Origin of the sequence: Agrobacterium tumefaciens str. B6 (assembly GCF_001541315.1) — a bacterium.
Taxonomy (GTDB): domain Bacteria; phylum Pseudomonadota; class Alphaproteobacteria; order Rhizobiales; family Rhizobiaceae; genus Agrobacterium; species Agrobacterium radiobacter.
Genome location: NZ_LMVK01000051.1, coordinates 96,271 through 119,794 on the forward strand (window position 1 = coordinate 96,271; position 23,524 = coordinate 119,794).

Annotated in this window: 21 protein-coding genes; 11 read left to right on the forward strand and 10 right to left on the reverse strand. The window is 60.3% G+C overall.

The features are described 5' to 3' along the window. Positions 1 to 172: 172 nt before the first annotated feature. From ASB65_RS25355 to ASB65_RS25370, 4 genes are all read left to right on the forward strand, one after another. A complete protein-coding gene (locus ASB65_RS25355; RefSeq protein WP_060725773.1) occupies positions 173 to 1,054 on the forward strand; it encodes an alpha/beta fold hydrolase in 882 nt (293 codons plus the stop codon). Between the two features lie 210 nt (positions 1,055 to 1,264). After that, positions 1,265 to 2,035, forward strand: coding sequence for a triose-phosphate isomerase (gene tpiA / locus ASB65_RS25360; protein WP_060725774.1), 771 nt, complete (start codon positions 1,265 to 1,267; stop codon positions 2,033 to 2,035). A gap of 115 nt (positions 2,036 to 2,150) precedes the next feature. Beyond that, entirely contained in the window at positions 2,151 to 2,606 is a 456-nt protein-coding gene (secG, locus tag ASB65_RS25365; RefSeq protein ID WP_003502931.1) for a preprotein translocase subunit SecG, read from the forward strand. A gap of 159 nt (positions 2,607 to 2,765) precedes the next feature. Continuing rightward, positions 2,766 to 4,394 carry a CTP synthase gene (locus ASB65_RS25370; RefSeq protein WP_003502929.1) on the forward strand — a complete coding sequence of 543 codons (1,629 nt, stop codon included), beginning with the start codon at positions 2,766 to 2,768 and terminating at the stop codon, positions 4,392 to 4,394. Positions 4,395 to 4,491: 97 nt separating this feature from the next. On the opposite strand, the gene ASB65_RS25375 is transcribed toward ASB65_RS25370, so the two are convergent. Together ASB65_RS25375 and fumC are read right to left on the reverse strand one after the other, a co-directional pair. Next, positions 4,492 to 5,424: an alpha/beta hydrolase gene (locus ASB65_RS25375; protein ID WP_060725775.1), complete on the reverse strand. Its 933-nt coding sequence runs from the start codon at positions 5,422 to 5,424 to the stop codon at positions 4,492 to 4,494. A 194-nt stretch (positions 5,425 to 5,618) separates the two neighbouring features. After that, positions 5,619 to 7,088 (reverse strand): class II fumarate hydratase, encoded by a 1,470-nt coding sequence (gene fumC, locus ASB65_RS25380; protein WP_376904342.1) that lies wholly within the window; start codon positions 7,086 to 7,088, stop codon positions 5,619 to 5,621. Positions 7,089 to 7,510: 422 nt separating this feature from the next. On the opposite strand from fumC, the gene ASB65_RS25385 reads away from it, so the two are divergent. Next, complete coding sequence (locus tag ASB65_RS25385; protein ID WP_060725777.1) at positions 7,511 to 9,379, forward strand: L,D-transpeptidase family protein; 1,869 nt, start codon at positions 7,511 to 7,513, stop codon at positions 9,377 to 9,379. A gap of 312 nt (positions 9,380 to 9,691) precedes the next feature. On the opposite strand, the gene gph is transcribed toward ASB65_RS25385, so the two are convergent. Beyond that, positions 9,692 to 10,393: a phosphoglycolate phosphatase gene (gph, locus tag ASB65_RS25390; RefSeq protein WP_003502925.1), complete on the reverse strand. Its 702-nt coding sequence runs from the start codon at positions 10,391 to 10,393 to the stop codon at positions 9,692 to 9,694. 190 nt (positions 10,394 to 10,583) lie between these two features. On the opposite strand from gph, the gene rpiA reads away from it, so the two are divergent. The 3 genes from rpiA to gor all read left to right on the forward strand — a co-directional run bounded on the left by rpiA (position 10,584) and on the right by gor (position 13,419). Beyond that, positions 10,584 to 11,279 carry a ribose-5-phosphate isomerase RpiA gene (gene rpiA, locus ASB65_RS25395; RefSeq protein WP_003502924.1) on the forward strand — a complete coding sequence of 232 codons (696 nt, stop codon included), beginning with the start codon at positions 10,584 to 10,586 and terminating at the stop codon, positions 11,277 to 11,279. A gap of 16 nt (positions 11,280 to 11,295) precedes the next feature. Continuing rightward, the gene (locus tag ASB65_RS25400) at positions 11,296 to 11,862 is read left to right on the forward strand and encodes a DUF2059 domain-containing protein (RefSeq protein WP_003502923.1); all 567 of its coding nucleotides are present in this window, start codon (positions 11,296 to 11,298) and stop codon (positions 11,860 to 11,862) included. 168 nt (positions 11,863 to 12,030) lie between these two features. Further along, complete coding sequence (gene gor, locus ASB65_RS25405) at positions 12,031 to 13,419, forward strand: glutathione-disulfide reductase (protein WP_060725778.1); 1,389 nt, start codon at positions 12,031 to 12,033, stop codon at positions 13,417 to 13,419. 41 nt (positions 13,420 to 13,460) lie between these two features. On the opposite strand, the gene ASB65_RS25410 is transcribed toward gor, so the two are convergent. Further along, the gene (locus ASB65_RS25410; protein WP_060725779.1) at positions 13,461 to 14,321 is read right to left on the reverse strand and encodes a LysR family transcriptional regulator; all 861 of its coding nucleotides are present in this window, start codon (positions 14,319 to 14,321) and stop codon (positions 13,461 to 13,463) included. Between the two features lie 144 nt (positions 14,322 to 14,465). On the opposite strand from ASB65_RS25410, the gene ASB65_RS25415 reads away from it, so the two are divergent. Then, the gene (locus tag ASB65_RS25415; protein WP_060725839.1) at positions 14,466 to 14,651 is read left to right on the forward strand and encodes a hypothetical protein; all 186 of its coding nucleotides are present in this window, start codon (positions 14,466 to 14,468) and stop codon (positions 14,649 to 14,651) included. Between the two features lie 201 nt (positions 14,652 to 14,852). Continuing rightward, positions 14,853 to 16,229 (forward strand): class II 3-deoxy-7-phosphoheptulonate synthase, encoded by a 1,377-nt coding sequence (locus tag ASB65_RS25420; protein ID WP_003502915.1) that lies wholly within the window; start codon positions 14,853 to 14,855, stop codon positions 16,227 to 16,229. Between the two features lie 66 nt (positions 16,230 to 16,295). Here ASB65_RS25420 and ASB65_RS25425 read toward each other — a convergent pair whose 3' ends face one another. From ASB65_RS25425 to ASB65_RS25450, 6 genes are all read right to left on the reverse strand, one after another. Continuing rightward, positions 16,296 to 18,035, reverse strand: coding sequence for a TadG family pilus assembly protein (locus ASB65_RS25425; RefSeq protein WP_060725780.1), 1,740 nt, complete (start codon positions 18,033 to 18,035; stop codon positions 16,296 to 16,298). Between the two features lies 1 nt (position 18,036). Then, positions 18,037 to 18,459 carry a TadE/TadG family type IV pilus assembly protein gene (locus tag ASB65_RS25430; RefSeq protein ID WP_020012601.1) on the reverse strand — a complete coding sequence of 141 codons (423 nt, stop codon included), beginning with the start codon at positions 18,457 to 18,459 and terminating at the stop codon, positions 18,037 to 18,039. Positions 18,460 to 18,596: 137 nt separating this feature from the next. After that, the gene (gene radC / locus ASB65_RS25435) at positions 18,597 to 19,439 is read right to left on the reverse strand and encodes a RadC family protein (protein ID WP_060725781.1); all 843 of its coding nucleotides are present in this window, start codon (positions 19,437 to 19,439) and stop codon (positions 18,597 to 18,599) included. A gap of 13 nt (positions 19,440 to 19,452) precedes the next feature. Continuing rightward, positions 19,453 to 20,292 (reverse strand): type I methionyl aminopeptidase, encoded by an 840-nt coding sequence (gene map / locus ASB65_RS25440; protein ID WP_174014720.1) that lies wholly within the window; start codon positions 20,290 to 20,292, stop codon positions 19,453 to 19,455. Between the two features lie 31 nt (positions 20,293 to 20,323). Continuing rightward, the gene (sfsA, locus tag ASB65_RS25445; protein WP_060725783.1) at positions 20,324 to 21,043 is read right to left on the reverse strand and encodes a DNA/RNA nuclease SfsA; all 720 of its coding nucleotides are present in this window, start codon (positions 21,041 to 21,043) and stop codon (positions 20,324 to 20,326) included. Positions 21,044 to 21,076: 33 nt separating this feature from the next. Next, entirely contained in the window at positions 21,077 to 22,936 is a 1,860-nt protein-coding gene (locus tag ASB65_RS25450) for a PHA/PHB synthase family protein (RefSeq protein WP_060725784.1), read from the reverse strand. A 138-nt stretch (positions 22,937 to 23,074) separates the two neighbouring features. Between ASB65_RS25450 and ASB65_RS25455 the strand changes: the two genes are divergently transcribed. Continuing rightward, positions 23,075 to 23,500: a hypothetical protein gene (locus ASB65_RS25455; protein ID WP_223564854.1), complete on the forward strand. Its 426-nt coding sequence runs from the start codon at positions 23,075 to 23,077 to the stop codon at positions 23,498 to 23,500. The last annotated feature ends 24 nt before the right edge of the window (positions 23,501 to 23,524 follow it).

Sequence of the window (23,524 nt, forward strand, 5' to 3'; positions counted from 1 at the left end):
AGTAGCGTCAATCATAACGCCAAACGCGGTTCCCGTCCGATTGAAGTGGGTCCGTCGGGCAAACGCGGCGCATCCTATGCCACGATTGTGTCAGGGTTTCGCAACAGGAGGATTGCGCTGCCGGCCTTGCAATGGCAAGTCTCGCAGCCACGAATGAACGGTTAGCCAAGGCATGTCCACAGCTCATTTCACGTTTTGTACTCTTTTCAGCCTGACTGTTGCGGCCATGCCGGTTGCGGCTTCGGCCACCGACGGGCCGCTGCGCCCCTTCAAGGATGAGCTGTTTTCCAGCCAGACGGTGCTTTCCACCGGTGATGGCGGCGCATCCGAGGTCATCGACTATCAGGAGATGCGCGACATCAACGGCCGCGACGAGGTGCCGGAGCGACGGGTGAAGCGACAATATGTGGATATGGCGCCGAAGAGCGCGCAGGCGCTCGAAACCATATCCGTTGAGGGCAGGGCGCTTGAGGTCGGCCGCGTCGGGCCGGCAAGCGGGCAGGCTTTCACCGTCATCTTCATCCACGGGCGCGGCGGTGACCGGCGGCTCGGCATGAATGACTACACCTTCGGCGGCAACTTCAACCGGCTGAAGAACCTGGCCGTCGCCAATCGCGGCACCTATTATGTGCCGAGCGTGCGTTCCTTTGATGAGAACGGCGTTGCAGATGTCGCGGCGCTGATTGCCGATGCGGCCAAAAAATCGGGCGGCAAGCCGGTCGTACTAACCTGTGCCTCGATGGGCAGCTTCATCTGCTATGGCATCAGCCGCGACAAGGCTGCTGTCGCCAACCTCAATGGCATGGCGATCCTCGGTGGCGCGGTCGATCCCGATTTTCCGAAAAGTGCCTTTGCCAAGGCCAGGAAGCCGGTGTGGTTCACCCATGGCAGCGCCGACAAGGTCTATTCGGCCGATCAGCAGGCGACGATCTTCCGCTCCCTGCTGAAGGCCGGTGAGCCGGCGCGGTTCACGCGGTATGAGACCGGCAGCCACGGCACGCCGGTGCGCATGACCGACTGGCGGGCGGTTTTGAACTGGATTTTGAGCCGCTGAGGCCTCGATTTGGGTCAGCGGCGGCGAAATTTGCGAAATCGGCCGTCGTTTTGAACCTAAGGGCCGCTTTTTTGTACCATTTGCGGCCTTCTGCGGTTAAAGGAATATCCGGGATTTCCGGCAGTATTTCTGTCGTGATTAAGGGCCGCTTGCGGCTGAGGGATGGGGCGCCGCCAAAGGTGGGGCCAGAGACAAAGGGAATGGATACGCATGACGCCGAATGTTCGACCGCTTGTTGCCGGAAACTGGAAGATGAACGGCACCCGTGCCTCGCTCGATCAGATCAAGGCCATGGCAGAAGGCGTCAAGGGCGCGCTGTCCGAAAAGGTGGATGCGCTGATCTGCCCGCCCTCGACACTGCTCTATGTCGCAACAGCGCTCTGTGATGACAGCCCGCTGATGATCGGCGCGCAGGATTGCCACCAGAACGCATCCGGCGCTCATACCGGCGATATTTCCGCCGAGATGATCGCCGACTGCTTCGGCACCCATGTCATCGTCGGCCATTCCGAGCGCCGCACCGACCATGCCGAGACGGATCATCTGGTCCGCGCCAAGACCTCTGCCGCCCATCAGGCCGACCTCATCGCCATCGTCTGCATCGGCGAGACGGCGGATGAGCGCAAGGCGGGCCAGACGCTTGATATTCTCAAGCGCCAGCTTGCCGGCTCGCTGCCGGATGAGGCGACGGCCGAAAATACCGTCATCGCCTATGAGCCTGTCTGGGCAATCGGCACGGGCCTGACGCCGACGGTCGAAGACGTGCGCGAGGCCCATGCCTTCATGCGCGACGAACTCGTCAAGCGCTTCGGCGATGCCGGCAAGACCATGCGCATCCTCTATGGCGGTTCGGTAAAGCCGGCCAATGCGCTGGAACTGATGGGCGTCGAGAACGTCGATGGTGCGCTGATTGGCGGTGCGAGCTTGAAAGCTTTCGACTTCCTTTCCATCTATGCGGCATACGAGCAACTGACGGCTTGATCCAAGCTTTCCTGCACGAGTGGCGGGAAAGGGGCTTGGAATAAGCCGTCGCCTCATGTAAAGAGCCGCAAAACCTTCTTTATGGTGCTCCGCGCGGGGCATGGAATGGATTGTCATGCAGACCGTTTTGATTGTTATTCACCTCATGATCGTGCTGGCGCTTGTCGGCGTGGTCCTGATTCAGCGTTCCGAAGGCGGCGGCCTCGGTATCGGCGGCGGTTCGGGCTTCATGTCCGCGCGCGGAACGGCCAATGCGTTGACCCGCACAACCGGCATCCTCGCCGCGCTGTTCTTCCTGACGTCGCTCGGCCTTGGTCTTATGACCCGCTACGAATCGCGCCCGACCGACATCCTGAACCGTATTCCGGCCACGCAGGGTCAGGGCAACGGCATTCTCGACACGCTCGGTCCGGCAACGACGCCGGCCCCGGCTCCGGCTGAAAATGGCGTTCCGACAAATAATGGTGCGGCCGCTCCGGCGCAGACGACACCGGCCCCTGCCGCTTCCGGCACGGCCGCTCCGGCACCGGCGCAGCCCGCCGATCCGAACGCAGTTCCGACCGGTCAATAAGCCCGGTTTTGATTTAACGCTCCGGCAGGCCAAAAGCCTGCCGGTTTTCTTTTGTTCGCATTCCGGCTCGCCCCATCGCGGATTCGTCAACAGCGAATTTTCGAAACCATTAATTTTGGGCTGGCGGAATCAGAGGTAAAAAGGTATCCGGTGAATCCCATGGCGCGATATGTATTCATCACAGGCGGCGTGGTCTCCTCTCTAGGCAAGGGCATCGCCGCGGCAGCACTCGGAGCTTTGTTGCAATCCCGTGGTTATCGGGTGCGGCTTCGCAAACTCGACCCCTATCTGAACGTTGATCCCGGCACCATGAGCCCGACACAGCACGGCGAAGTGTTCGTGACGGATGACGGTGCCGAGACGGACCTCGACCTTGGCCACTATGAGCGCTTCACGGGGCGTTCGGCCACCAAGACCGACAACATCACGACCGGTCGCATCTACAAGAACATCATCGACAAGGAACGGCGCGGCGACTATCTCGGCGCAACCGTTCAGGTCATTCCGCATGTCACCAACGAGATCAAGGATTTCGTGATCGAAGGCAATGACGACTACGACTTCGTCATCTGCGAAATCGGCGGCACGGTGGGTGATATCGAGGCGATGCCGTTCATGGAGGCGATCCGCCAGCTCGGCAACGACTTGCCGCGCGGCACGGCGATCTATCTTCACCTGACGCTGATGCCTTACATTCCGGCAGCCGGCGAGTTGAAGACAAAGCCGACCCAGCATTCCGTGAAGGAACTGCAGGCGCTCGGCATTCACCCCGACATCCTGCTTGTGCGCGCCGACCGGGAAATCCCGGAAGCGGAACGCCGCAAGCTTTCGCTGTTCTGCAACGTGCGTCCTTCCGCCGTCATCCAGGCGCTGGATGTGGCGAATATCTATGACGTTCCGATTGCCTACCACAAGGAAGGCCTCGATTCGGAAGTGCTGGCCGCCTTCGGCATCGAGCCGGCGCCCAAGCCGCGTCTGGAGCCTTGGGAAGAGGTCTGCAACCGCATCCGCACACCGGAAGGCGAGGTAACGATTGCGATCGTCGGCAAATATACCGGCCTCAAGGACGCGTATAAATCGCTGATCGAGGCGCTGCATCACGGTGGCTTCGCCAACCGGGTCAAGGTCAAGCTGGAATGGATCGAGTCCGAGGTCTTCGAAAAGGAAGATCCCACACCCTATCTCGAAAAGGTCAACGGCATTCTCGTGCCTGGTGGTTTCGGCGAGCGTGGTTCCGAAGGCAAGATCATGGCGGCGCAGTTCGCGCGTGAGCGCAACGTGCCCTATTTCGGTATCTGCTTCGGCATGCAGATGGCGGTCGTGGAAGCGGCCCGTCATCTGGCCGGCATCGAAAATGCCTCCTCAACCGAATTCGGTCCCACTTCCGAGCCGGTCGTCGGCCTGATGACCGAATGGGTGAAGGGCAACGAGCTGGAGAAGCGCTCCTCCAAGGGCGATCTCGGCGGTACGATGCGTCTTGGCGCTTACAAGGCGGCGCTGAAGAAAGATACCAAGATCGCCGAAATCTACGGCACCACGGATATTTCCGAGCGCCACCGCCACCGCTACGAGGTGAACGTGGACTACAAGGACCGCCTGGAAAATTGCGGCCTCGTGTTCTCCGGCATGTCTCCGGATGGCGTCCTGCCGGAAACGGTGGAATATCCTGACCACCCGTGGTTCATCGGCGTCCAGTACCACCCGGAACTGAAGAGCCGTCCGCTTGACCCGCATCCGCTTTTCGCCAGCTTCGTCGAAGCGGCGGTGGAGCAGAGCCGGCTGGTTTGATGGTTTGAACAAGATGAAGAGGGCCGCTTTTGCGGCCCTTTTTTGTTTGGTGATAATGGGCTTGGGACGCGCGGTGCGCTGCGATGCGCCACATGCATCAGGTCAGAAAGCTGCGTTTCTTAAGCCACGCTTCGTACCATGTCGGCCATGCTTCGGTGAGCGTTCCGGGCTTGCCCATGCCAAAGCCGTGACCGCCGGACGCGATTGGATGAAACTCGACATCCGCGCCGGCCTTTTCGCAGGCCTGCTGCATGATACGGCTGTTGGCCGGATCGGAAATGCGATCGTCATCGGCCTGCGTCAGGAAAATCGGCGGGCAATCCTTGCCCACATGGCTTTCCACCGCCCATTGCCGCGTTGCCGCATCCGTCGGATGTCTGCCGACAAGCGATTTGCGGGTCGAGGTATCGTCATAGGGAGCCGATAGCGTGATGACCGGGTAGATCAGCGCTGCGATATCCGGCCGGGCTGATTGCCTGTCGATATCATCGAGGGCATCGTAAGATGAGAAGGCGGAGCGGGCCGCAGTCAGGCCCATCAGGTGGCCGCCCGCAGAAAAGCCAAGCGCGCCGATCTTGTGCATATCTATCTGCCATTGCGAAGCGCGGGCGCGGATGAGCCTGATGGCACGCTGTGCATCCTGAAGCGGGGCAAGCGGACCGGCGACCCAGCCTTCGATCGGCAGGCGATAGGTGAGGACGAAGGCGTGGATACCCCTTGCGGCAAGCCAGCGTGCTGCAGGATAGGATTCCTTGCCTTCTTCGATGCGTTTATATCCCCCGCCACCCGCGATAATGATGGCGGAACCGTTTGGTTCATCGGGCGCGAATATTTCGAGGCTCGGCAGGCTGATATTGCTGACCGCGCCTTTCCTGCTGATCTCCAGAGCGCCACCCGGACCGCCGCCGCCGGGAGGCGGGCCGGGCCAGAGAGGTATTTGCAGCCGCCTGTCCCGGGCCAAAGCATGTGGGATTTTCAAGGCCGCCGCGAAAAGCGCGCCGCCCAGCAGGAGATTGCGGCGGCATATCATGGCGTCATCCTCATCGCGCTTGGGGTTTCGGCATTTGCGCCGGAGACCGGCTCACAAGGACGATCTTCAAAACGGCAGGCGAGGTCAATACCGGACCATCGCAGCCTGTCCAGCTTGGAGCCTGTCCTTATCCATCCGCAATAAAAAACGGGCCCGAAGGCCCGTTCCAATTCCAGCGATAAATCCCGACCGGCTTATTTCGGGCCGATCATGTTTTCCGGGCGTACAAACTGGTCGAATTCCTCGTTGGTGAGGTATCCGCCACCGACCGTTTCTTCGCGCAGGGTCGTGCCGTTCTTGTGCGCGGTCTTGGCGATCTTGGCGCAGATATCGTAGCCGAGCTTGCTGTTGAGCGCAGTCACCAGCATCAGCGAGTTTTCGACGCCCTTTCGGATGTTGTCTTCGCGCGCCTCGATGCCGACGACGCAATTGTCGGTGAAGGAGACGGCTGCATCGCCCAGAAGCTGGACCGACTGCAAGAAGTTGTAGGCCATCATCGGGTTATAGACGTTGAGTTCGAAGTGGCCCTGCGAACCGGCAAACGAGAGGGCTGCATTGTTGCCGAAGATGTGGGCGCAAACCTGCGTCAATGCTTCCGACTGGGTGGGGTTCACCTTGCCCGGCATGATCGATGAGCCGGGCTCGTTTTCCGGCAGCGACAATTCACCGAGACCGGCGCGCGGGCCGGAACCGAGGAAGCGGATGTCGTTGGCGATCTTGAACAGTGCTGCAGCGGCCGCATTGATCGCGCCATGGGAGAAGACCATGGAATCGTGCGAAGCGAGCGCTTCGAACTTGTTTGGCGCAGTGACGAAGGGCAGGCCGGTGATCTTGGAGATTTCTTCCGCGACCTTCTCGGCGAAGCCGATTGGCGCGTTGAGGCCCGTGCCTACAGCCGTGCCGCCCTGGGCGAGCTTGGATAGTGCGGGCAGGGTGAGTTCGATATTGGCAATGGCGGAGGCGACCTGCGCGGCATAGCCGGAAAATTCCTGGCCGAGCGTCAGCGGCGTCGCATCCTGCGTGTGGGTGCGGCCGATCTTGATGATGTGCTCGAACTGCTTGACCTTGGCTTCCAGCGCCTTGTGCAGGTGCTTGAGGGCCGGCAGCAGGTGGTGAACGATCTCTTCCACGCAGGCGATGTGCATCGCCGTCGGGTAGGTGTCGTTCGAGGACTGGCTCATATTGACGTGGTCGTTGGGGTGAACCGGCTTCTTGGTGCCCATTTCGCCGCCGAGCATTTCGATTGCGCGGTTCGAAATCACCTCGTTGGCGTTCATGTTCGACTGCGTGCCGGAACCGGTCTGCCAGACGACGAGCGGGAAATGTTCGGTCAGCTTGCCGTCGATGACTTCCTGTGCGGCCGCGATGATGGCGTCGCCGACCTTGGGGTCGAGGCCTGCAAGCGCCATGTTGGCGCGGGCCGCTGCCTGCTTGACGATGCCGAGCGCGCGAACGACAGAGGCGGGCTGCTTTTCCCAGCCGATCTTGAAGTTGCCGAGCGAGCGCTGCGCCTGCGCGCCCCAATAGCGATCGGCCTGAACTTCAATGGGTCCAAATGTATCGGTTTCCGTGCGTGTGGCTGTCATCAGTATTGCCTTTTTACTCGTGTTCCTCCGCCAAAACGGCGCCTTCGCCCGCCTTGCGCGGCCGATATATAGAATCATCGCGCCGGCAATGAAAGCGCTGCAATGGGGCGGAGGCAGATATTTCCCGCCGTGCAAAAGCGATTTTACCGTGTGGCGTGGTGCGCGGAGAAAAAGGCGTCGGCGTGTCATTTTTACTACGACGCGAAATGGCCGGAAAACCGGGCTTTACCGGGTGCGCTGACGCTCCGTTGGGGCAGGGTAAAGTGAATGAAATAAATAGAAATTTAACCATTCTCGCCAATTCTGGAAATTACGTTTTTATGGCTTTGGCTGTATCATAAGGTTCATTTCGGCACGGTTGTGGGCTTTGGGCGTTTTCTTTTCAACGGGCCGGCGATCGGCTAGACAGGCATGAAACTGATGCCCGCCCTTTGCTGGCGGTGCTGGGTGCTACGAGGATCAAATTGCAAGTCACATCTGGAAAATCATCGGCAGCGCTGGTGCTGGCTCTCGGTCTTTCCGTTTCCACCGCTCTTCCCGGCAGCGCCGGGGCGGTAACGCTGATGGACCTCCTGCGCGGCGGCCCCGGCAAGATCGCGCGTGATCGCGGTGAATTGCCGCCGGCCGGCATCGTCACCTCGCCCTCGACCTCTGGACCGGGCGCAGGACAGAGTGCGGACGCTTCCGACCCCGAGCCTTTGCCGCGCGTTTCCGGCCCGCGCTATTACGACTACAAGGCGGATACGGCCCGTGTCGTAAACACCGCGAATTTCGGCGAAGGTCTCGCCAATCTGAAGTTCAGCGCCACGCCTGAGATCGCCAAGGCGCTGGAAGCCTATTATGGCGCCGGCGGCAAGACGCTGTGGGTTTCGGAAGGTGAGCTTACCGCGCGTGCCAATGCCGTCATCGCCTTTTTCGAGACGGTGGGCGAAAGTGGCCTCGATCCGGCCGATTACAGCATTTCCGCACCGGCAAAGGACGTGACCGCCAGCATCAGCAGCAATGCTGCAGGCACGACTGCAACGGGTACGCCGGTCGAAACGGCCTCGGCACCCGTATCCGACGCCTATCAGCGGGCGCAGATGCAGTTCGAGCTGGCGCTCTCCGCCAAGGTTCTTGCCTATGTGCAGGATCCGCCCCGTGGCCGTGTCGATCCGAACCGGCTTTCTGGCTACCATGATTTCAAGCGCAAGACGGTGACCCTCGCACCCGTGCTGAAGCTTGCGGGCCTCAGCCCCGATATCGCCGCCTATCTGCGCAGCCGCGAACCGTCTAGCGCCGAATATCTTGCGTTGAAGACCGACCTTGCCCGCCTGCGCGGCGAGGGTGACGCGGCGCATGTCGTCCGCGTTCCCGCCGATCTGGTGCTGAAGCCCGGCAACAGCAGCGCGGATATGGCCAATGTCGTCAAGGCCATCGAACATCGTGCTTCGCCCGCCTTCAAGGCCGAGCATGCGGCGATCATTTCCGCCTATCAGCAGACGCCGGATTATACGCCTGATCTCGTCGATCTGGTGAAGGCGTTCCAGAGCGAAAACGGCCTGAAGCCGGATGGCGTGATTGGCCGCGCGACCGTGCGCGCCATGGTCGGCGAAAGCAATGACGCCAAGATCGCCAAGGTGCAGGTGGCCATGGAGCAGGTCCGCTGGCTGCCGGCCGATCTCGGCCAGCGTTACGTCTTCATCAACCAACCCGCTTTCATGGCCTATTACCACAATGACGGCCTCGAGCAGTTCGGCATGAAGGTGGTGGTCGGCTCGAAGGCCAACCAGACCTATTTCTTCCAGGATGAGATCCAGACCGTCGAGTTCAACCCCTATTGGGGCGTGCCGCAGTCGATCATCGTCAACGAGATGCTGCCGAAGCTGCGTCGTGATCCGTCCTATCTCGACCGTCTGGGTTACGAAGTGCAGGTGGGCGGCCGTGCCGTTTCTTCCACCAGCGTCAACTGGTACGGCTCGACCAACGCGATTTCCGTTCGTCAGCCGCCGAGCAGCGACAATGCGCTGGGCGACCTGAAGATCCTGTTCCCCAATGCGCATGCCATCTACATGCATGACACGCCGGCCAAGAGCTTCTTCAACCGCGACATGCGGGCGCTGAGCCATGGCTGTATCCGCCTGGTCGATCCGCGCCGCATGGCCGCGGCCGTTCTCGGCACCAGCGTCGACAAGGTTGGCGAGCAGATCGCATCCGGCAAGAACCGGGCCGTGCAGGTGCCGGAGAAGGTTCCGGTCTATGTGGCCTATTTCACCGCGTGGCCGGACAAGGACGGCAAGGTGCAATTCTTCGACGATGTCTATGATCGCGACAGCTATGTGCAGAAGGCCTTCGCCGTAACGACGAAGGCGCGGGCCGCGTCGATCTGATCAGCATACCATCAAGAGAAAAAGCGCCGGAGACGGCGCTTTTTTGTTTGAAGGAAGGGCCTTCCCGATTTGTTTGGTGGTAGGGTCCGCCTGCTACATTTGGCGTTAACTGCAACACCGTACTCTGTCACCCCGGACTTGATCCGGGGTCCAGCGCGATCAAGTCTTTGATCGCGAGAGACTCTTCTCACGGTGCAGACGCGCCGTGGCTGGATGCCGGATCAAGTCCGGCATGACGGAAGAAGGGGCGCGCAACCCTCAACGCGGTTGAGTGTGCCGCTCCCTCGCTTTTTCCGCCTAGCCCACAGCCTCTCAGGCCGCAGCGGCACCCTTAGCAACCAGTTCTTCGAACAGCGCCGGCGTCAATTCATTGAAATCGTCGATCACGACATCCGGCTCGAGTTTCACCATCGGCACATCCGTATAACCGAAGGTGACGCCGATCGATGGCACGCCAGCGTTCTTTGCGGCGAGGATGTCGTTGATGCTGTCGCCGACCATCACCGTGCGTTGCGGGTCACCGCCGGCCTTTTCGATGGTGCCGAGGATGTGGCGCGCATCGGGTTTGCGGTACTCAAAGGTATCGCCGCAGGTGATGGCGGCGAAATAGGGCGTGAGGCCGAGTTTTTCGAGTAGCGGCACAGCGAGGATTTCGGTCTTGTTGGTGCAGACGGCAAGCGTGATGCCGGCGGCCTTTAGCGCGTCCAGAGCCGCGACGATGCCCGGATAGGGAAGGCTTTCGCCGGGCATTTCGGCCCGGTAATGGGTGATGAAGCGCTCATAGAGCGGATCGATCTCGGCTTCCGGCAGTTCCGTCTCGCGCAGTGCGAAGGCGCGCTTGATCATCACCCGAGCGCCCTGGCCGACGAGATGCGTCAGGTCGTCATAGGTAACGGGGGCAAGCCCGGCTGCAGCGATGGTGTGGTTAAGGCTCGAGACGAGATCGGCGGCGGTATCGACCAGCGTGCCGTCGAGATCGAAAATGGCGAGCGGGGAGAGCGTGCGGGTTGTCACGGGAACTGGCCTCTTGGAGAATGCGGATGCTGGGATATGGGTGCTTTCATTTGCGCCAAGCCTAGGCAAACGGGCCTGTCTTTGCAACCGCGTCACAACGTTCTGTTCGTTGCCTTGAAAAAGGCTTTCGTTTGGCTTTCGACCCGTGTAAACAGCACGGCGACGACAAAGCTACCGGAGTTTCAGGCACATGGATGCCCGCCAGATGAAGATCAAGGCCGCCGAGGCCGCATTGTCCCACGTGCAGGACGGGATGCGGCTTGGTATCGGCACGGGTTCGACGGCCGAGGAATTTGTCCGGCTTCTGGCCGAGAAGGTCGCAGCCGGTCTCAAGGTCGAGGGCGTGCCGACATCCGAGCGCACCGCGCGCCTGTGCGTCGAGCTTGGCGTGCCGCTGAAATCCCTCGATGAATTGCCGGAACTCGATCTGACCATCGATGGCGCCGACGAGGTCGATCATGCGCTGCGTCTCGTCAAGGGCGGCGGCGGCGCGCTTCTGCGCGAAAAGATCGTGGCTGCGGCATCCGCCCGCGTAATCGTCATCGCCGACCAGAGCAAGGTCGTCGAGACGCTTGGCGCCTTTCCGCTTCCCATCGAAATCAACCCGTTCGGCCAGGTGGCAACGCGCATCGCCATCGAGAAGCTGGCGGCGCGATCAGGCCTTTCGGGCGCGTTGACGATGCGCTCGTCCGGTGATGGCGCCTTCATGACCGACGGTGGACACCTCATCCTTGACGCATCTTTTGGCCGTATTCCTGATGCAGAAGCGCTAGCACGCGAGCTGAACACGATTCCCGGTGTCGTCGAGCACGGACTTTTCATAAATTTGGCATCGCTTGCCATCATCGCGGGTCCTGAAGGCGCCCGCGTGATGCAGGCAGTATAACAGGAGCGAGATTTTCATGGTCAAACTAGCGGGACTGGGCAAAGCTGCCGCTGCTTCGATCCTCATTTCCGGCATCGTGTTCGGTACTGCCGCACGCGCTCAGGAAATTTCGGAAGCGCATATCGCTGCCGCACGGCAGGCTATCACCTCTCTTGGCGTCACCGACCGTTTCGACGACATCCTGCCTGGACTGGCGGAGCGTCTGAAAGCCGAACTCATTCAGGCCTCGCCGAATGTGCAGGACGCGATCACCGAGACCGTTGACGCGAAGGCGCTCGAGCTTGCGCCGCGCCGCGCCGATCTGGAACGCGAAGCCGCGCTAACCTACGCGCGCGCCTTCACCGTTGAAGAGCTGAACGCCATTTCCACCTTCTACAGCAGCGAAGCGGGCAAGAAGCTCCTGAAGGACGGCCCGATCGCCACGCGCGAACTGATGAAGGCCGCCGACATCTGGGCCGCTGGCGTCAACCGCGATCTGAACACCTCCAGCATGGCTGAGTTGCAGAAGGTAGCTGGCGCCGATCTGAAGCCGCTTCCGGCAGATCAGACCAATACGGGCGGCGCTCCGGCTCACAAGCCCTGAGTGCGTGACATAGAGCATTGGGCCCAAAAAGCTCAGGTTCAGAAATATTCAAAGCCCGGTCGCAAGACCGGGCTTTTCATTTGTGCGTCGCAGCACCTATATGTGCCGTGAATGCGCCGCCACCCGTCTCGAGGCTGAGGACGGCGGTTTTGATCAGGGGTTTTGACTATGACAGCTTATGACTACGATCTCTTCGTCATCGGTGGCGGTTCTGGCGGCGTGCGCAGCGGCCGTGTAGCGGCCTCGCTCGGCAAGCGCGTGGCAATCGCCGAGGAATACCGCTATGGCGGCACCTGCGTCATCCGCGGCTGCGTGCCGAAGAAGCTGTTCGTCTACGCCTCGCAATTCCCGGAACATTTCGAGGACTCGGAAGGATTTGGCTGGAGCGTCGGCGAACGCAGCTTCGACTGGAAGAAGCTGATCGCGGCGAAGGACAAGGAAATCACCCGTCTCGAAGGGCTCTACCGCAAGGGTCTTGAAAACGCCAAGGCGGACATTTTCGACAGCCGGGCGGAACTGGTTGACGCCCACACCGTGAAGCTCACGAAAACCGGCCAGACGTTGACGGCCGAGCGTATCGTGATCGCCGTCGGCGGCACGCCGAACGAGCACAAGGCGCTGCCTGGCCACGAGTTGACGATTTCGTCCAACGAGGCTTTCGATCTGGAAGAACTGCCGAAATCGATCCTGATCGCCGGCGGCGGTTACATCGCCGTGGAATTTGCCAATATCTTCCACGGGCTTGGTGTCGAAACGACGCTGATCTATCGCGGCAAGGAAATCCTCTCGCGGTTCGATCACGACATGCGCAAGGGCCTGCATGAAGCGATGGAGGCCAAGGGCATCCGCATCATTCTGGAAGACATCATCGAGGACGTCAGCAAGGATGGCGCCGGTGGCTTCGTGGCGCGCACGAAGCAGGGCAGCTCGCTGCATGTCGGCCTGGTGATGCTGGCGCTTGGCCGCGATCCGAACACCAAGGGCCTTGGCCTCGAAAATGCCGGGGTTAAACTCGATGCGCGGGGCGCGATCATCGTCGATGATTACTCGCGTACGAACGTGCCGAACATCTTCGCGCTGGGTGACGTCACCGACCGGGTACAGCTGACGCCGGTGGCGATCCACGAGGCCATGTGCTTCATCGAAACCGAATACAAGAACAACCCGACCAAGCCGGATCACGAACTGATCGCGACGGCGGTGTTTTCGCAGCCCGAAATCGGCACGGTCGGTCTTTCGGAAGAGGAAGCCGGCAGGAAATATCCGGAACTGGAGGTCTATCGCGCACAGTTCCGCCCGATGAAGGCGACCTTATCCGGCCGTCAGGAAAAGACGATCATGAAGCTGATCGTCAATGCTGCCGACCGCAAGGTTGTCGGCGTCCATATTCTCGGCCATGAGGCGGGTGAGATGGCGCAGCTTCTCGGCATCACGCTGAAAGCCGGCTGCACCAAGGATGATTTCGACCGCACCATGGCGGTGCATCCGACAGCGTCCGAGGAACTGGTGACGATGTATTCGCCGAGCTACCGCGTGGTGAACGGCGAAAAGGTCTAGTCACCCTCCACTTCGGCACATCATTGATTTTCGCCCGATTATCACCGACGCCCGCTGAACAGGCTCTCGTTGCTCTTCAAAAGGGCAACGAGACGGTCTATGGCGAGCCGCATTTCAGCGGCATGCCGGTCGTCATCGTTGACGACGATCCACAGCGGATGGGATAATTCTTCGATCGCCTCGCCATCGCGGACAAGGCCGGGCAGGGCATCGCCAACGAAACACGGCAGGACGCCTTTTCCCGCGCCGCCCTGGATAAGGCCCGGTAAAAGTGAGGGCGCGTTCGTCCAGGTGTGGATAAGCGGTTCCCGATGACGGAATACCCATTTCTCCGCGTCGGACGCCGCCACCTCGGTTCCAATTGAAATCCATTGCGTGAACTCTTCGCCCGAACTGTCCTGCGGGCGATAGGCGCAATAGGCGACGTCGACCGATTTGCGCACGGCAAAATTTCCGGTGGCTGGCTTGTCGTGCCTTATCGAAATCAGGCCGCGCCGATAGGTCAGTTCGTCTTCGTTCTCGCATTGCTTGCAGCACAGCCGAAAAGCGTCGGATGGGCCCCGGATGGCTGCTGTATTGGCCGCTATGAAGCCCGCAATCCAGATGTCGCTCGATATCGAAACAATCGGCAGCGAGAAGGCCTCACCGTGCCATTGCGCGATCTCTGCCGCGCTTTGCCGCATGGCCCGAACCTTTTCGAGCAGGACCTCGCCATCCGGGGCGAGCCTGTATCCGTTCTGGCTTCGAATGAAGAGCGTTCGTCCGATCTTGCGCTCCAAAAGGAGCATTTTTCGGCCAATCGTCGGCGCGCTGAGCCCGGCTCTGCCTGCAGCACCGGCCAAACCTCCCTCTGTCGCAACAATGTCGAAAAGCTTCAGATCGTCCCAGTCCACTTCCTTCACGGCATCTTCTCCAAATCACCGCAGCACCTTATGCGCATCAGGGGCCGCTTTCTCCGTTTTTGTATGAAACGGGTCTTTCAAACGTGCATCTATGCTCTCCCGCCGGGTCCGCTTAACTCGTCTCTCCACACCAAGGAGACAAAAATGTTGCCGGAAACCATGTTCCTGATGGAAAAGATGAGACGCACTGAAGCACTGTGCAGGCAAGGCGGGGGCGATGATGAGTGGGAGACCTGGCCATCCTCTGCCATGGACCGACTGGCGGTCTTTCTCTTCCATCTGCCTCTTTCCTTGCGCCAATACATCCGCACAAAATGGGGAATTTCTTGATTGCTTGGGAACAGGCGGACACCATCTTGTGATATTTTAATCGTTTGAAACGATTTTTCTTCGTCGGACGGCATCAAAAGGGTCGGAAAGGGAGGTGCGGGGGCGCGGGTGTCTATGCAAACTCGGCGCTTGGAGCTATAAGCCGCTCAATTTTTCGAGGCGGTCGCGCGGCAGTCGCGCGGGCGAGAAAAGGGTAAGAACATGGCACAGAATTGGACCCCCGGCAGCTGGCGGCAAAAGCCAATCCAGCAGGTTCCCGAATATCCTAACGCGGCAGCGCTTGCGGCAACGGAAGCCACGCTTGCGACCTATCCGCCGCTCGTTTTTGCCGGTGAAGCCCGTCGTCTGAAAAAGCAGCTTGCCAATGTGGCTGAAGGCAACGCCTTCCTGCTGCAGGGCGGCGATTGCGCTGAAAGCTTCCTTGAGCATGGCGCGGACAATATCCGCGACTTCTTCCGCGCTTTCCTGCAGATGGCCGTCGTGCTGACCTATGGCGCGCAGCTGCCTGTCGTGAAGGTAGGACGCATTGCTGGCCAGTTCGCCAAGCCGCGCTCTTCCAACGTGGAAGTGCAGGATGGCGTTTCCCTGCCGTCCTACCGTGGCGACATCATCAACGGCATCGAATTCAACGAGGCTTCGCGTATTCCGAACCCGGAGCGTCAGCTCGACGCCTACCGCCAGTCGGCCGCGACGCTGAACCTGCTGCGCGCTTTCGCGATGGGTGGTTATGCCAACCTCGAAAACGTTCACCAGTGGATGCTCGGCTTCATCAAGGACAGCCCGCAGGCGGACCGTTACCGCAAGCTGGCCGACCGCATCTCCGAAACCATGGATTTCATGAAGGCGATCGGCATCTCGGCAGACAGCAATCCGAGCCTGCGTGAAACCGACTTCTTCACCAGCCACGAGGCGCTGCTGCTCGGTTACGAAGAGGCGTTGACCCGCGTCGATTCCACCTCCGGCGACTGGTACGCCACGTCCGGCCACATGATCTGGATCGGCGACCGAACGCGTCAGCTCGACCATGCGCATGTGGAATATTTCCGCGGCATCAAGAACCCGATCGGTTTGAAATGCGGACCGTCGCTGACGCCCGATAACCTGATCGAGCTGATCGATGCGCTGAACCCGGCGAACGAGGCTGGCCGCCTGACGCTGATTTGCCGTTTCGGCCATGACAAGGTGGCGGACAGCCTGCCGAAGCTCATCCGTGCGGTGGAAAAAGAAGGCCGCAAGGTCGTCTGGTCCTGCGATCCGATGCATGGCAACACGATCACGCTCAACCACTACAAGACGCGTCCGTTCGAGCGGATCCTGTCGGAAGTCGAAAGCTTCTTCCAGATCCACCGCGCCGAAGGCACGCATCCGGGTGGCATCCATATCGAGATGACCGGCAAGGATGTGACGGAATGCACAGGTGGTGCGCGCGCCGTGACGGCGGATTCGTTGTCCGACCGTTACCACACCCATTGCGACCCGCGCCTCAACGCCGATCAGGCGCTGGAGCTGGCGTTCCTGCTGTCCGAGCGCATGAAGAGCGGCCGCGATGAGAAGCGTCTGGCGATTGCCAACGCCTGACCTAACGAAATAAACAAAAAAGCCGCCGGGAGACCTTCCGGCGGCTTTTTCGTGCGCGGTGCTGAACTATTGCACCAGCGCGGGTTGCTGGCAGCGGACATCCGTGACCCGCACATCGGCTTCGCCGATCTTGACGCCGAGAACCAGCAGCACGTTGTAAAGCAGCTGATCGACGGGTGCTGTGACCACCGCAAGCGTGTTGGCAAGCGCCGCCTGAATGCCTGCGAGGCCTCCCAGATCAAGGTTGAGGAAGAGAAGCCTGATATCCAGATTGAGGTTCTTCAGCAGTGAACTGACGAGAGTGGTAACGGTGTCCTTGGTGGAGACACTCTTGATCTTGGCCTGGGTGATATCGGACTGCGTGAAGGTCAGCTTGGTCTTGGTCATATTGGTGGCGTTAATGAGGGCGCTGCCATTGATGGCGAGCAGCGCCGAATCCACGATCGCCGCCTTGGTGACGCGCGGATCCTTGCCGAAATTGGCAAAGGCCGTGGTATCGACATTGCCAAGAGCGATTTCCGCAACGCCGGGAACGACCTCGACATCGACGGTTCCCTGTCCGCCGCCCGTGCAGCGAATATCGGCAAGCCGCGCTTCGGCATGGGCGACTTCCACATAGAGCGGAAGATTGACCTTGAGGCCTGCTATGGCCTGAAGCCCGTCAACCACGACATTGACCGCAAGCCGGGTCTGTGCGGTGCGCACCACGGTGCCCTGACCTCCGACGGCAAGCGACGGCGTTTCGACCGGCGGTTCACCGATGGCAAGCGTTGCCTTGACCGAGGCGAGACCGAGAAGATTGGCGTTGAGATTGAGGCCCAGCTGATTGCCGCCATTGCCGGCTACCGCTGCGGCATTGATGAGATCGAAGACACCGGCGGTGACCTTGAGGTTTTCACCCGTACCGATCAGCTTGTCCGAGAACGGGCCGAGATTGAGGATTTCTTCGAGCTTGATCTTGATGTTGCTCTTGTTGACGGTTTTTTGCAGCGTATTCAGAATGTTGACGACCGCCGGCTGCAATCCCGTGGTTTTCGTCAGCACGTCGAGGAATTTGCCGTAGCTGATTTCGGTCTTCAGAACATCCTTGTAGGTGCCGGCGGTGAGGGTGAGATCGATGGCCAGCGCCTCGACGATCTTCAATGCGTTGACATCGGCGGCGAGAAGCGCCTGATAATCCATCAGCTTCAACGACACCGTGGTGCCAAGCAGGCCGCCGAGCAGGCTGTTGAGAATTCCCTCATCGAGGCTGGCAAGCCGCGATCCGACCGAAAATGCCGCGATCTTCTGGGATGAGGCCGTTCCGACGGCTGAAACCTTGGGCGGCTTGGTGAAGGCGGAGGCGAAGAATATCTGCCCCTGTTCGACGATGTTCACTTTTATCGCATTGGTGGGCAGGGCGTTATCGACGAAACGCTGGCCGACAGGGACCGTCGCATCCGGCTCGTAGTGACCCTTGATGACTTCGGCATAACCCTTGCTGCTGGCGAATTCATTCAGGGGATCGAAGGGTTGGAGCCCCTTGGCGGTCAAAATGCCCTGGGCCGTCCTGACGCCGAGATCCCTGCCGGTGAGGGCAAAATATTGCTGAACCGCTTTTTCGGCATCGGCGGCCTTGGCTGCCGCCGATATGGCTGCGAGGTCGGCGGTCTGCTGCAATTGCCGTTTCTGCAATGTCAGGTAACCGTAATCGACACCGAGCGCCAATATGCCGATGAAGAGCGGTGCGGTGAGCCCCGCCGAGATGGCGATGTTGCCCGTTCTATCCCTAAGGAAGCGGGGGAGAAGGGAGTGGATATCTCGCATGTCATGCTCCTCCGATCCGGATGGTGGAAAAACGCCGGATGACCGGCTCGGGCAGGGTGTAGCTGTAGAGGCTCCAGATCGGCAGGTTACGGGCGTCATATTCGACCTTGACCGTGAACTGGTTGGCATTGGCGGGATCGGTGGCGACGTTGACGGTGAAACGCGTCTTGTCCATGAAGGCGTAGCTGAGATCGCTTTTGCTGACGAAATCGCGGGCAAGCTGCTGGCGTTCGGTGGTGTTCAGTCCGGCAACGGCCGTTCTTGCCGCATCGGCGGCGATCTGCTGCACCGAATAGGCGGCCATCAGATAAATGCCGTAGGCGATCATCGTGAGCAGGACGAGAAAGAATATCGGTGCGACGATGGCGAACTCGACAGCAGACGAGCCGGATCTATCGCGAAAGAAACGCACTCCATTAAACATAAAGCACCCCCGTTCCTTCAGGCATCAAGGTTCGATGCCTTGATTTATTATTTTCGGAAATGCTAATTTATAGGTGTTAATTTTGTATTGATGCCGCCTCTATGGGTTGCAGCTCGCGTTAAACTTTCGCGTTTGCTTCAGATCAGCCGAAGGCCCTTGAAGCTGGCGTGGCCATCCTTGCCGATGATGATATGGTCGTGAACGGCGATGCCGAGTGGCTTTGCCGTATCGATGATGGTTTTGGTCATCTCGATATCCGCTCGCGAAGGGGTGGGGTCTCCACTCGGGTGATTATGGATTAAAATCAAGGCGGTAGAGGATAGTTCAAGCGCGCGCCGCACGATTTCGCGCGGGTAGACCGGCGTGTGGTCCACGGTTCCCTGACCCTGTACCTCGTCGGCGATCAGGACGTTGCGCTTGTCGAGGAAGAGGATGCGGAATTGTTCCCGCGTCTCGTGGGCCATGGCGGCATGGCAATAATCGATGACCGACGACCAGGAGCCGAGAACCTGCTTGTTGCGGATTTCGCTTTTCAGCATGCGCTGGGAAACGGAGGCGACAAGCTTCAGATCAAGCGCCACGGCTTCGCCCACGCCCTTCACTTCCTGTAGCAAGGCCAGAGGAGCACCGAGAACGCCGCCAAGGGTTCCGAACCGGGCAAGGAGGGCCTTGGCGATGGGTTTGGTATCGCGCCGCGGGATCAGCCGGAACAGCAGAAGCTCCAGCAACTCGTAATCGGCAAGCGCTGCATCGCCGCCATCGCGGTAACGCGCTCGCAGCCTGTCGCGGTGGCCGTGATAATGGGCGGTGTCCGTTTCCTGTTCCGCGATGGCTGCGGCCCGCTCGGTTTTTTGGGGCGCACTTCGCGGTTCGGCAAAAAAGCCGCGCTCATCCGCCGCGTCGAACAGATCGCCTTCGCCCGCCTCAAAGCCTGACGTCGTGGAAAGATCGGCGGAAGGCGAGGCGGGGCGTTTTGCCATAGGCGGTCTGGCCTTATGCGGGGGGAAGCGGCGGCAGGCCCGGACGATCAAAGCCACCCGGTGACAGCGTGAAGATTTCGCAGCCGGTGGCCGTGACGCCAACGGCATGTTCGTATTGGGCGGAGAGGGAACGGTCACGCGTTACCGCCGTCCAGCCATCGGAAAGCACCTTCACATACGGCTTGCCGAGATTGATCATCGGCTCGATGGTGAAGATCATGCCCTCGCGGATTTCCGGGCCTTCATCAGGGCGGCCGTAGTGCAGGATGTTGGGTGTGTCGTGGAACAGGCGTCCGACGCCATGGCCGCAGAAATCACGCACCACGGAGCAGCGTTCCGCTTCCGCATAGGCCTGGATCGCAGCGCCGATCGCGCCGGTGCGTACGCCGGGCTTTACGGCGGCAATACCGCGCAGCAGGCATTCATAGGTCACTTCCATCAGCCGCTCGGCAGCGCGCTTGATCTGGCCGACCGGATACATGCGGCTCGAATCGCCATGCCAGCCGTCAAGCACATAGGTCACGTCGATATTGACGATATCGCCTTCGCGTAGCGGCTTTTCATCCGGAATGCCGTGGCAGACCACGTGGTTGATCGAGGTGCAGACGGATTTCGTATAACCACGATAGTTCAGCGTCGCCGGCAGTGCGCCATGGTTGGCGCCGAATTCGAAGACGAAGCGGTCGATGGCGTCAGTCGTCACACCCGGCTTGACGATGGCTGCCAGTTCATCGAGGCAACGCGCCGTCAGCTGGCACGCCTTGCGCATGCCGTCAAAGTCCTCAGGCGTATAAAGGCGGATGACGCCGGTATTCTTGAGGGGGGCGGAGGCTGCGTCGATATAGGTGACCATCATAGTGCTTTCTGTCTCTTTACGTCCCTGTTCATAAAACAGCCGGACGCCATTCGTCCATCTTAACCGTTCCGCTGACTGAAATTTGTGCCGGGGAGACCATGCATTTCACCGCATAGGCCTCCACGCCGCGCGCCATCGCCCGCTGAAACGCCAGCGCATAGACGGGATCGAGATCGTCGCAGATACGCATCCGGTCGCAATCATCGCGCTGGATGAGATAGAGCATCACCGAACGGTAACCAGCTTCCGCTGCGTCACCCAGTTCTTCGAGATGTTTCGCGCCGCGTTTGGTGGCGGTGTCAGGGAATTCGGCCAGACCTTTTTCGCGCATGAAATGCACGTTCTTCACTTCCACATAGGCATCCGGCCGGCCGGGTTCCGACAGCAGGAAATCGATGCGGGAATTGCGGCCGTATTTCTGTTCGCGCCGGATCGTCGAATAGCCGTCAAGCTCAGGAATGCGGCCGTTCAGGATCGCCTCTTCCGCCAGCCGGTTCGGCATGCCGGTATTGATGCCGACCACGGTGCCATCGGCCTCGACCATTTCCAGCATGTGACGGTATTTGCGGGTGGGGCTGTCGTGTTCGGAAAGCCAGATGCGGGAGCCCGGTGTCGTCAGCCCGCGCATGGAGCCGGTATTGGGGCAGGAGCCCGTGATCGTCGTGCCGTCTTCCAGAACGGCATCGAACAGGAAACGCTTGTAGCGGGAGATCAACGTTGCGGGAATAAGCGGGGGCGTGAAGAACATGGGGCCTGAAAGATTAAGAGGTAGCGGGCGTGATCAGGACAGGACATAGGTTCCCGGCGCATCGCCGAGCACCGGACGCCTGCCATCTCCCGGTTTTCGCGCCTTCACCTTTTCGGCACTCTGGTTTTCGATCCAGCTCTGCCAGTGCACCCACCACGAGCCCTTATGGGCCGTGGCGGCGGCCTGCCAGGCGTCGAAGTCCCCAGCTGGTGACGGCCCCGTCCAATATTGGTATTTCTCAAGCTGCGGCGGGTTGACGACGCCGGCAATGTGGCCGGAAGCGCCGAGCACGAATTCCACCGGCCCGCCAAACAGCGCAGCGCCCGTGAAGACCGATTTCGCCGGCGCGATATGGTCGTCGCGGGTGGCGAGATCGTAGACAGGGATATTGATATCGCCGAGATTGATCCGTTTGCCGGCAACGCGCATCAGTCCACGCGCGAGATTGTTCTCGAGATAACAATTGCGCAGATAAAACGAGTGGCTGGCGGCGGTCACCCGGGTCGAATCGGAGTTCCAGTAGAGCAGGTCGAAGGGCAGGGGCTCGGTGCCGCGCAGGTAATTATCGACCACATAGGGCCAGATGAGATCGGAGGCGCGCAGCATGTTGAAGACGGTCGCCATGATCGAGCCGTCGAGATAACCGACCGCCTGCATGTGCTTGTCCAGCGCCGCCAGCTGGCCTTCGTCAATGAAGACCTTGAGGTCGCCGGCATGGATGAAATCGGTCTGGGCGGCCAGCAGCGTGGCGCTACGGATGCGTTCATCGCCTTCCTGCGCATGCAGCGCCAGCGCCGAGGATAAAAGCGTACCGCCGACGCAATAACCTATGGCGTTGATTTGCCTCTCACCGGTCCGCTCCTCGATGGTATCAAGCGCAAAATCGATGCCTTCGCGGATGTAATCGTCCCAGCCCTTCTCGGCCAGACGGGCATCCGGATTGATCCAGGAGACCATGAACACGCTGTGGCCCTGCTCAAGGCACCAGCCGACGAAGGATTTCTGTGGGTTGAGATCAAGAATGTAGAATTTGTTGATCCATGGCGGCACGATCAGCAGCGGCCGCTTGAAGGCCTTCTGCGTCGTCGGCGCATAATGGATGATTTCGCAGAGCGGGCTTTTCGCCACCACCTTGCCCGGCGTGACGGCGATATTCTGGCCGATGACGAATTTGCTGTAATCGGTCTGGCGCAGTTTCAGGTGGCCATTGCCGGCTGCGACATCTTCCGCCAGCTGCGCCATGCCCTTGACGAGATTGGCGCCGCTGGAAGCCACCGTCTCGCGGAAGACCTGTGGATTGGTGAAGACGAAATTGGCCGGTGAAAGCGCCTCCGTTACCTGCCGCATATAGAACAGCGCCTTGGTGCGGGTATGTTCGTCAAGGCCTTCGGCTTCCGTCACCATCCGGTCGGCAAAACCGACGGTGGTCTGGTAGGCTTTCAGGAGAAAATCGAAGAAGGGATTGGCCTGCCAGTCGGCATCGGCAAAACGCCTGCTCCTGCGTTCGGCAGGACCGCTTTCGGCGGGTTTTTCAGAAGCCGAATCGGCGTCGTCGGAAAACTGCGCCACCGATTTAGCCCACAGATCGTAATAGCTGGAAAGCAGATGGGTCTGCGCTTCGAGCGAGCGCTTCGGTTCGGCCATCCAGTATTCGGCGACATCGGAGAGCGTCTTGACCAGATCGGTCACGGGATCAGCGCTTGCCTGGGGGATTTCGCCGCGTTCGCGCGGCGCCAGCCATTCGGAGGCGGCCTTGCCGAGATTCTCGAGCGCGCGGGCGATATTGATCGCGAAGGTTTCCGGGTCGCGGATCAGGTAGGCTTCGGCGGAAGTAGCGTCGAACCCGGGCGTTTTTCCACCCTTTTTCTCTGCCCCGCCGTCAACACCTGCCATGCGCCATCCTCCACCAAATTTGTGTTTGCACATTCTGCATGAAAACGAATACAAGTTCCACCAGCAAGGGGAGGCCGCAAAGGGCCGAACCGCAGTCGAATTCGATATCGGCGATATCCTTACAGGCGGAACATGACGATGGGCAAGCACATGGGCACATGGGGAACATATGCGGAAAACGCCGCGAGAATCGCTGTTCTTTCGCTCTCTGGCACCTTGCTCGTCACCGCGCTTGCAGCCTGCAAGGCACCGGAGCCGATCGTTGCGCCCGCCCATATGCGCCGTCCGACGACTGAAATCGTCGGTCCGCGCCCCGTCAGCGACAATGCGGTGAGCCAGAAGCGCGACACCGACACCTATCCGACGTTCTCGCAGCCGCTGACGGCCGCGGGCACCCAGATGGGTGACGATGAGGCCTCCACCATGGAATCGAGCCTGTCGCGCCTCGGTGCGGCACGGCGCAACGGCCAGATTTCGGAAGCCGAATACAAGCGCCGGGTGGCCGAGCTGCGGGCGCTTGCCGAAAACCAGAAGCCGGTTGCGACGCCTGCAGCCTCGCAGTGAGATCATGCCGCGTATTTGCGCGGT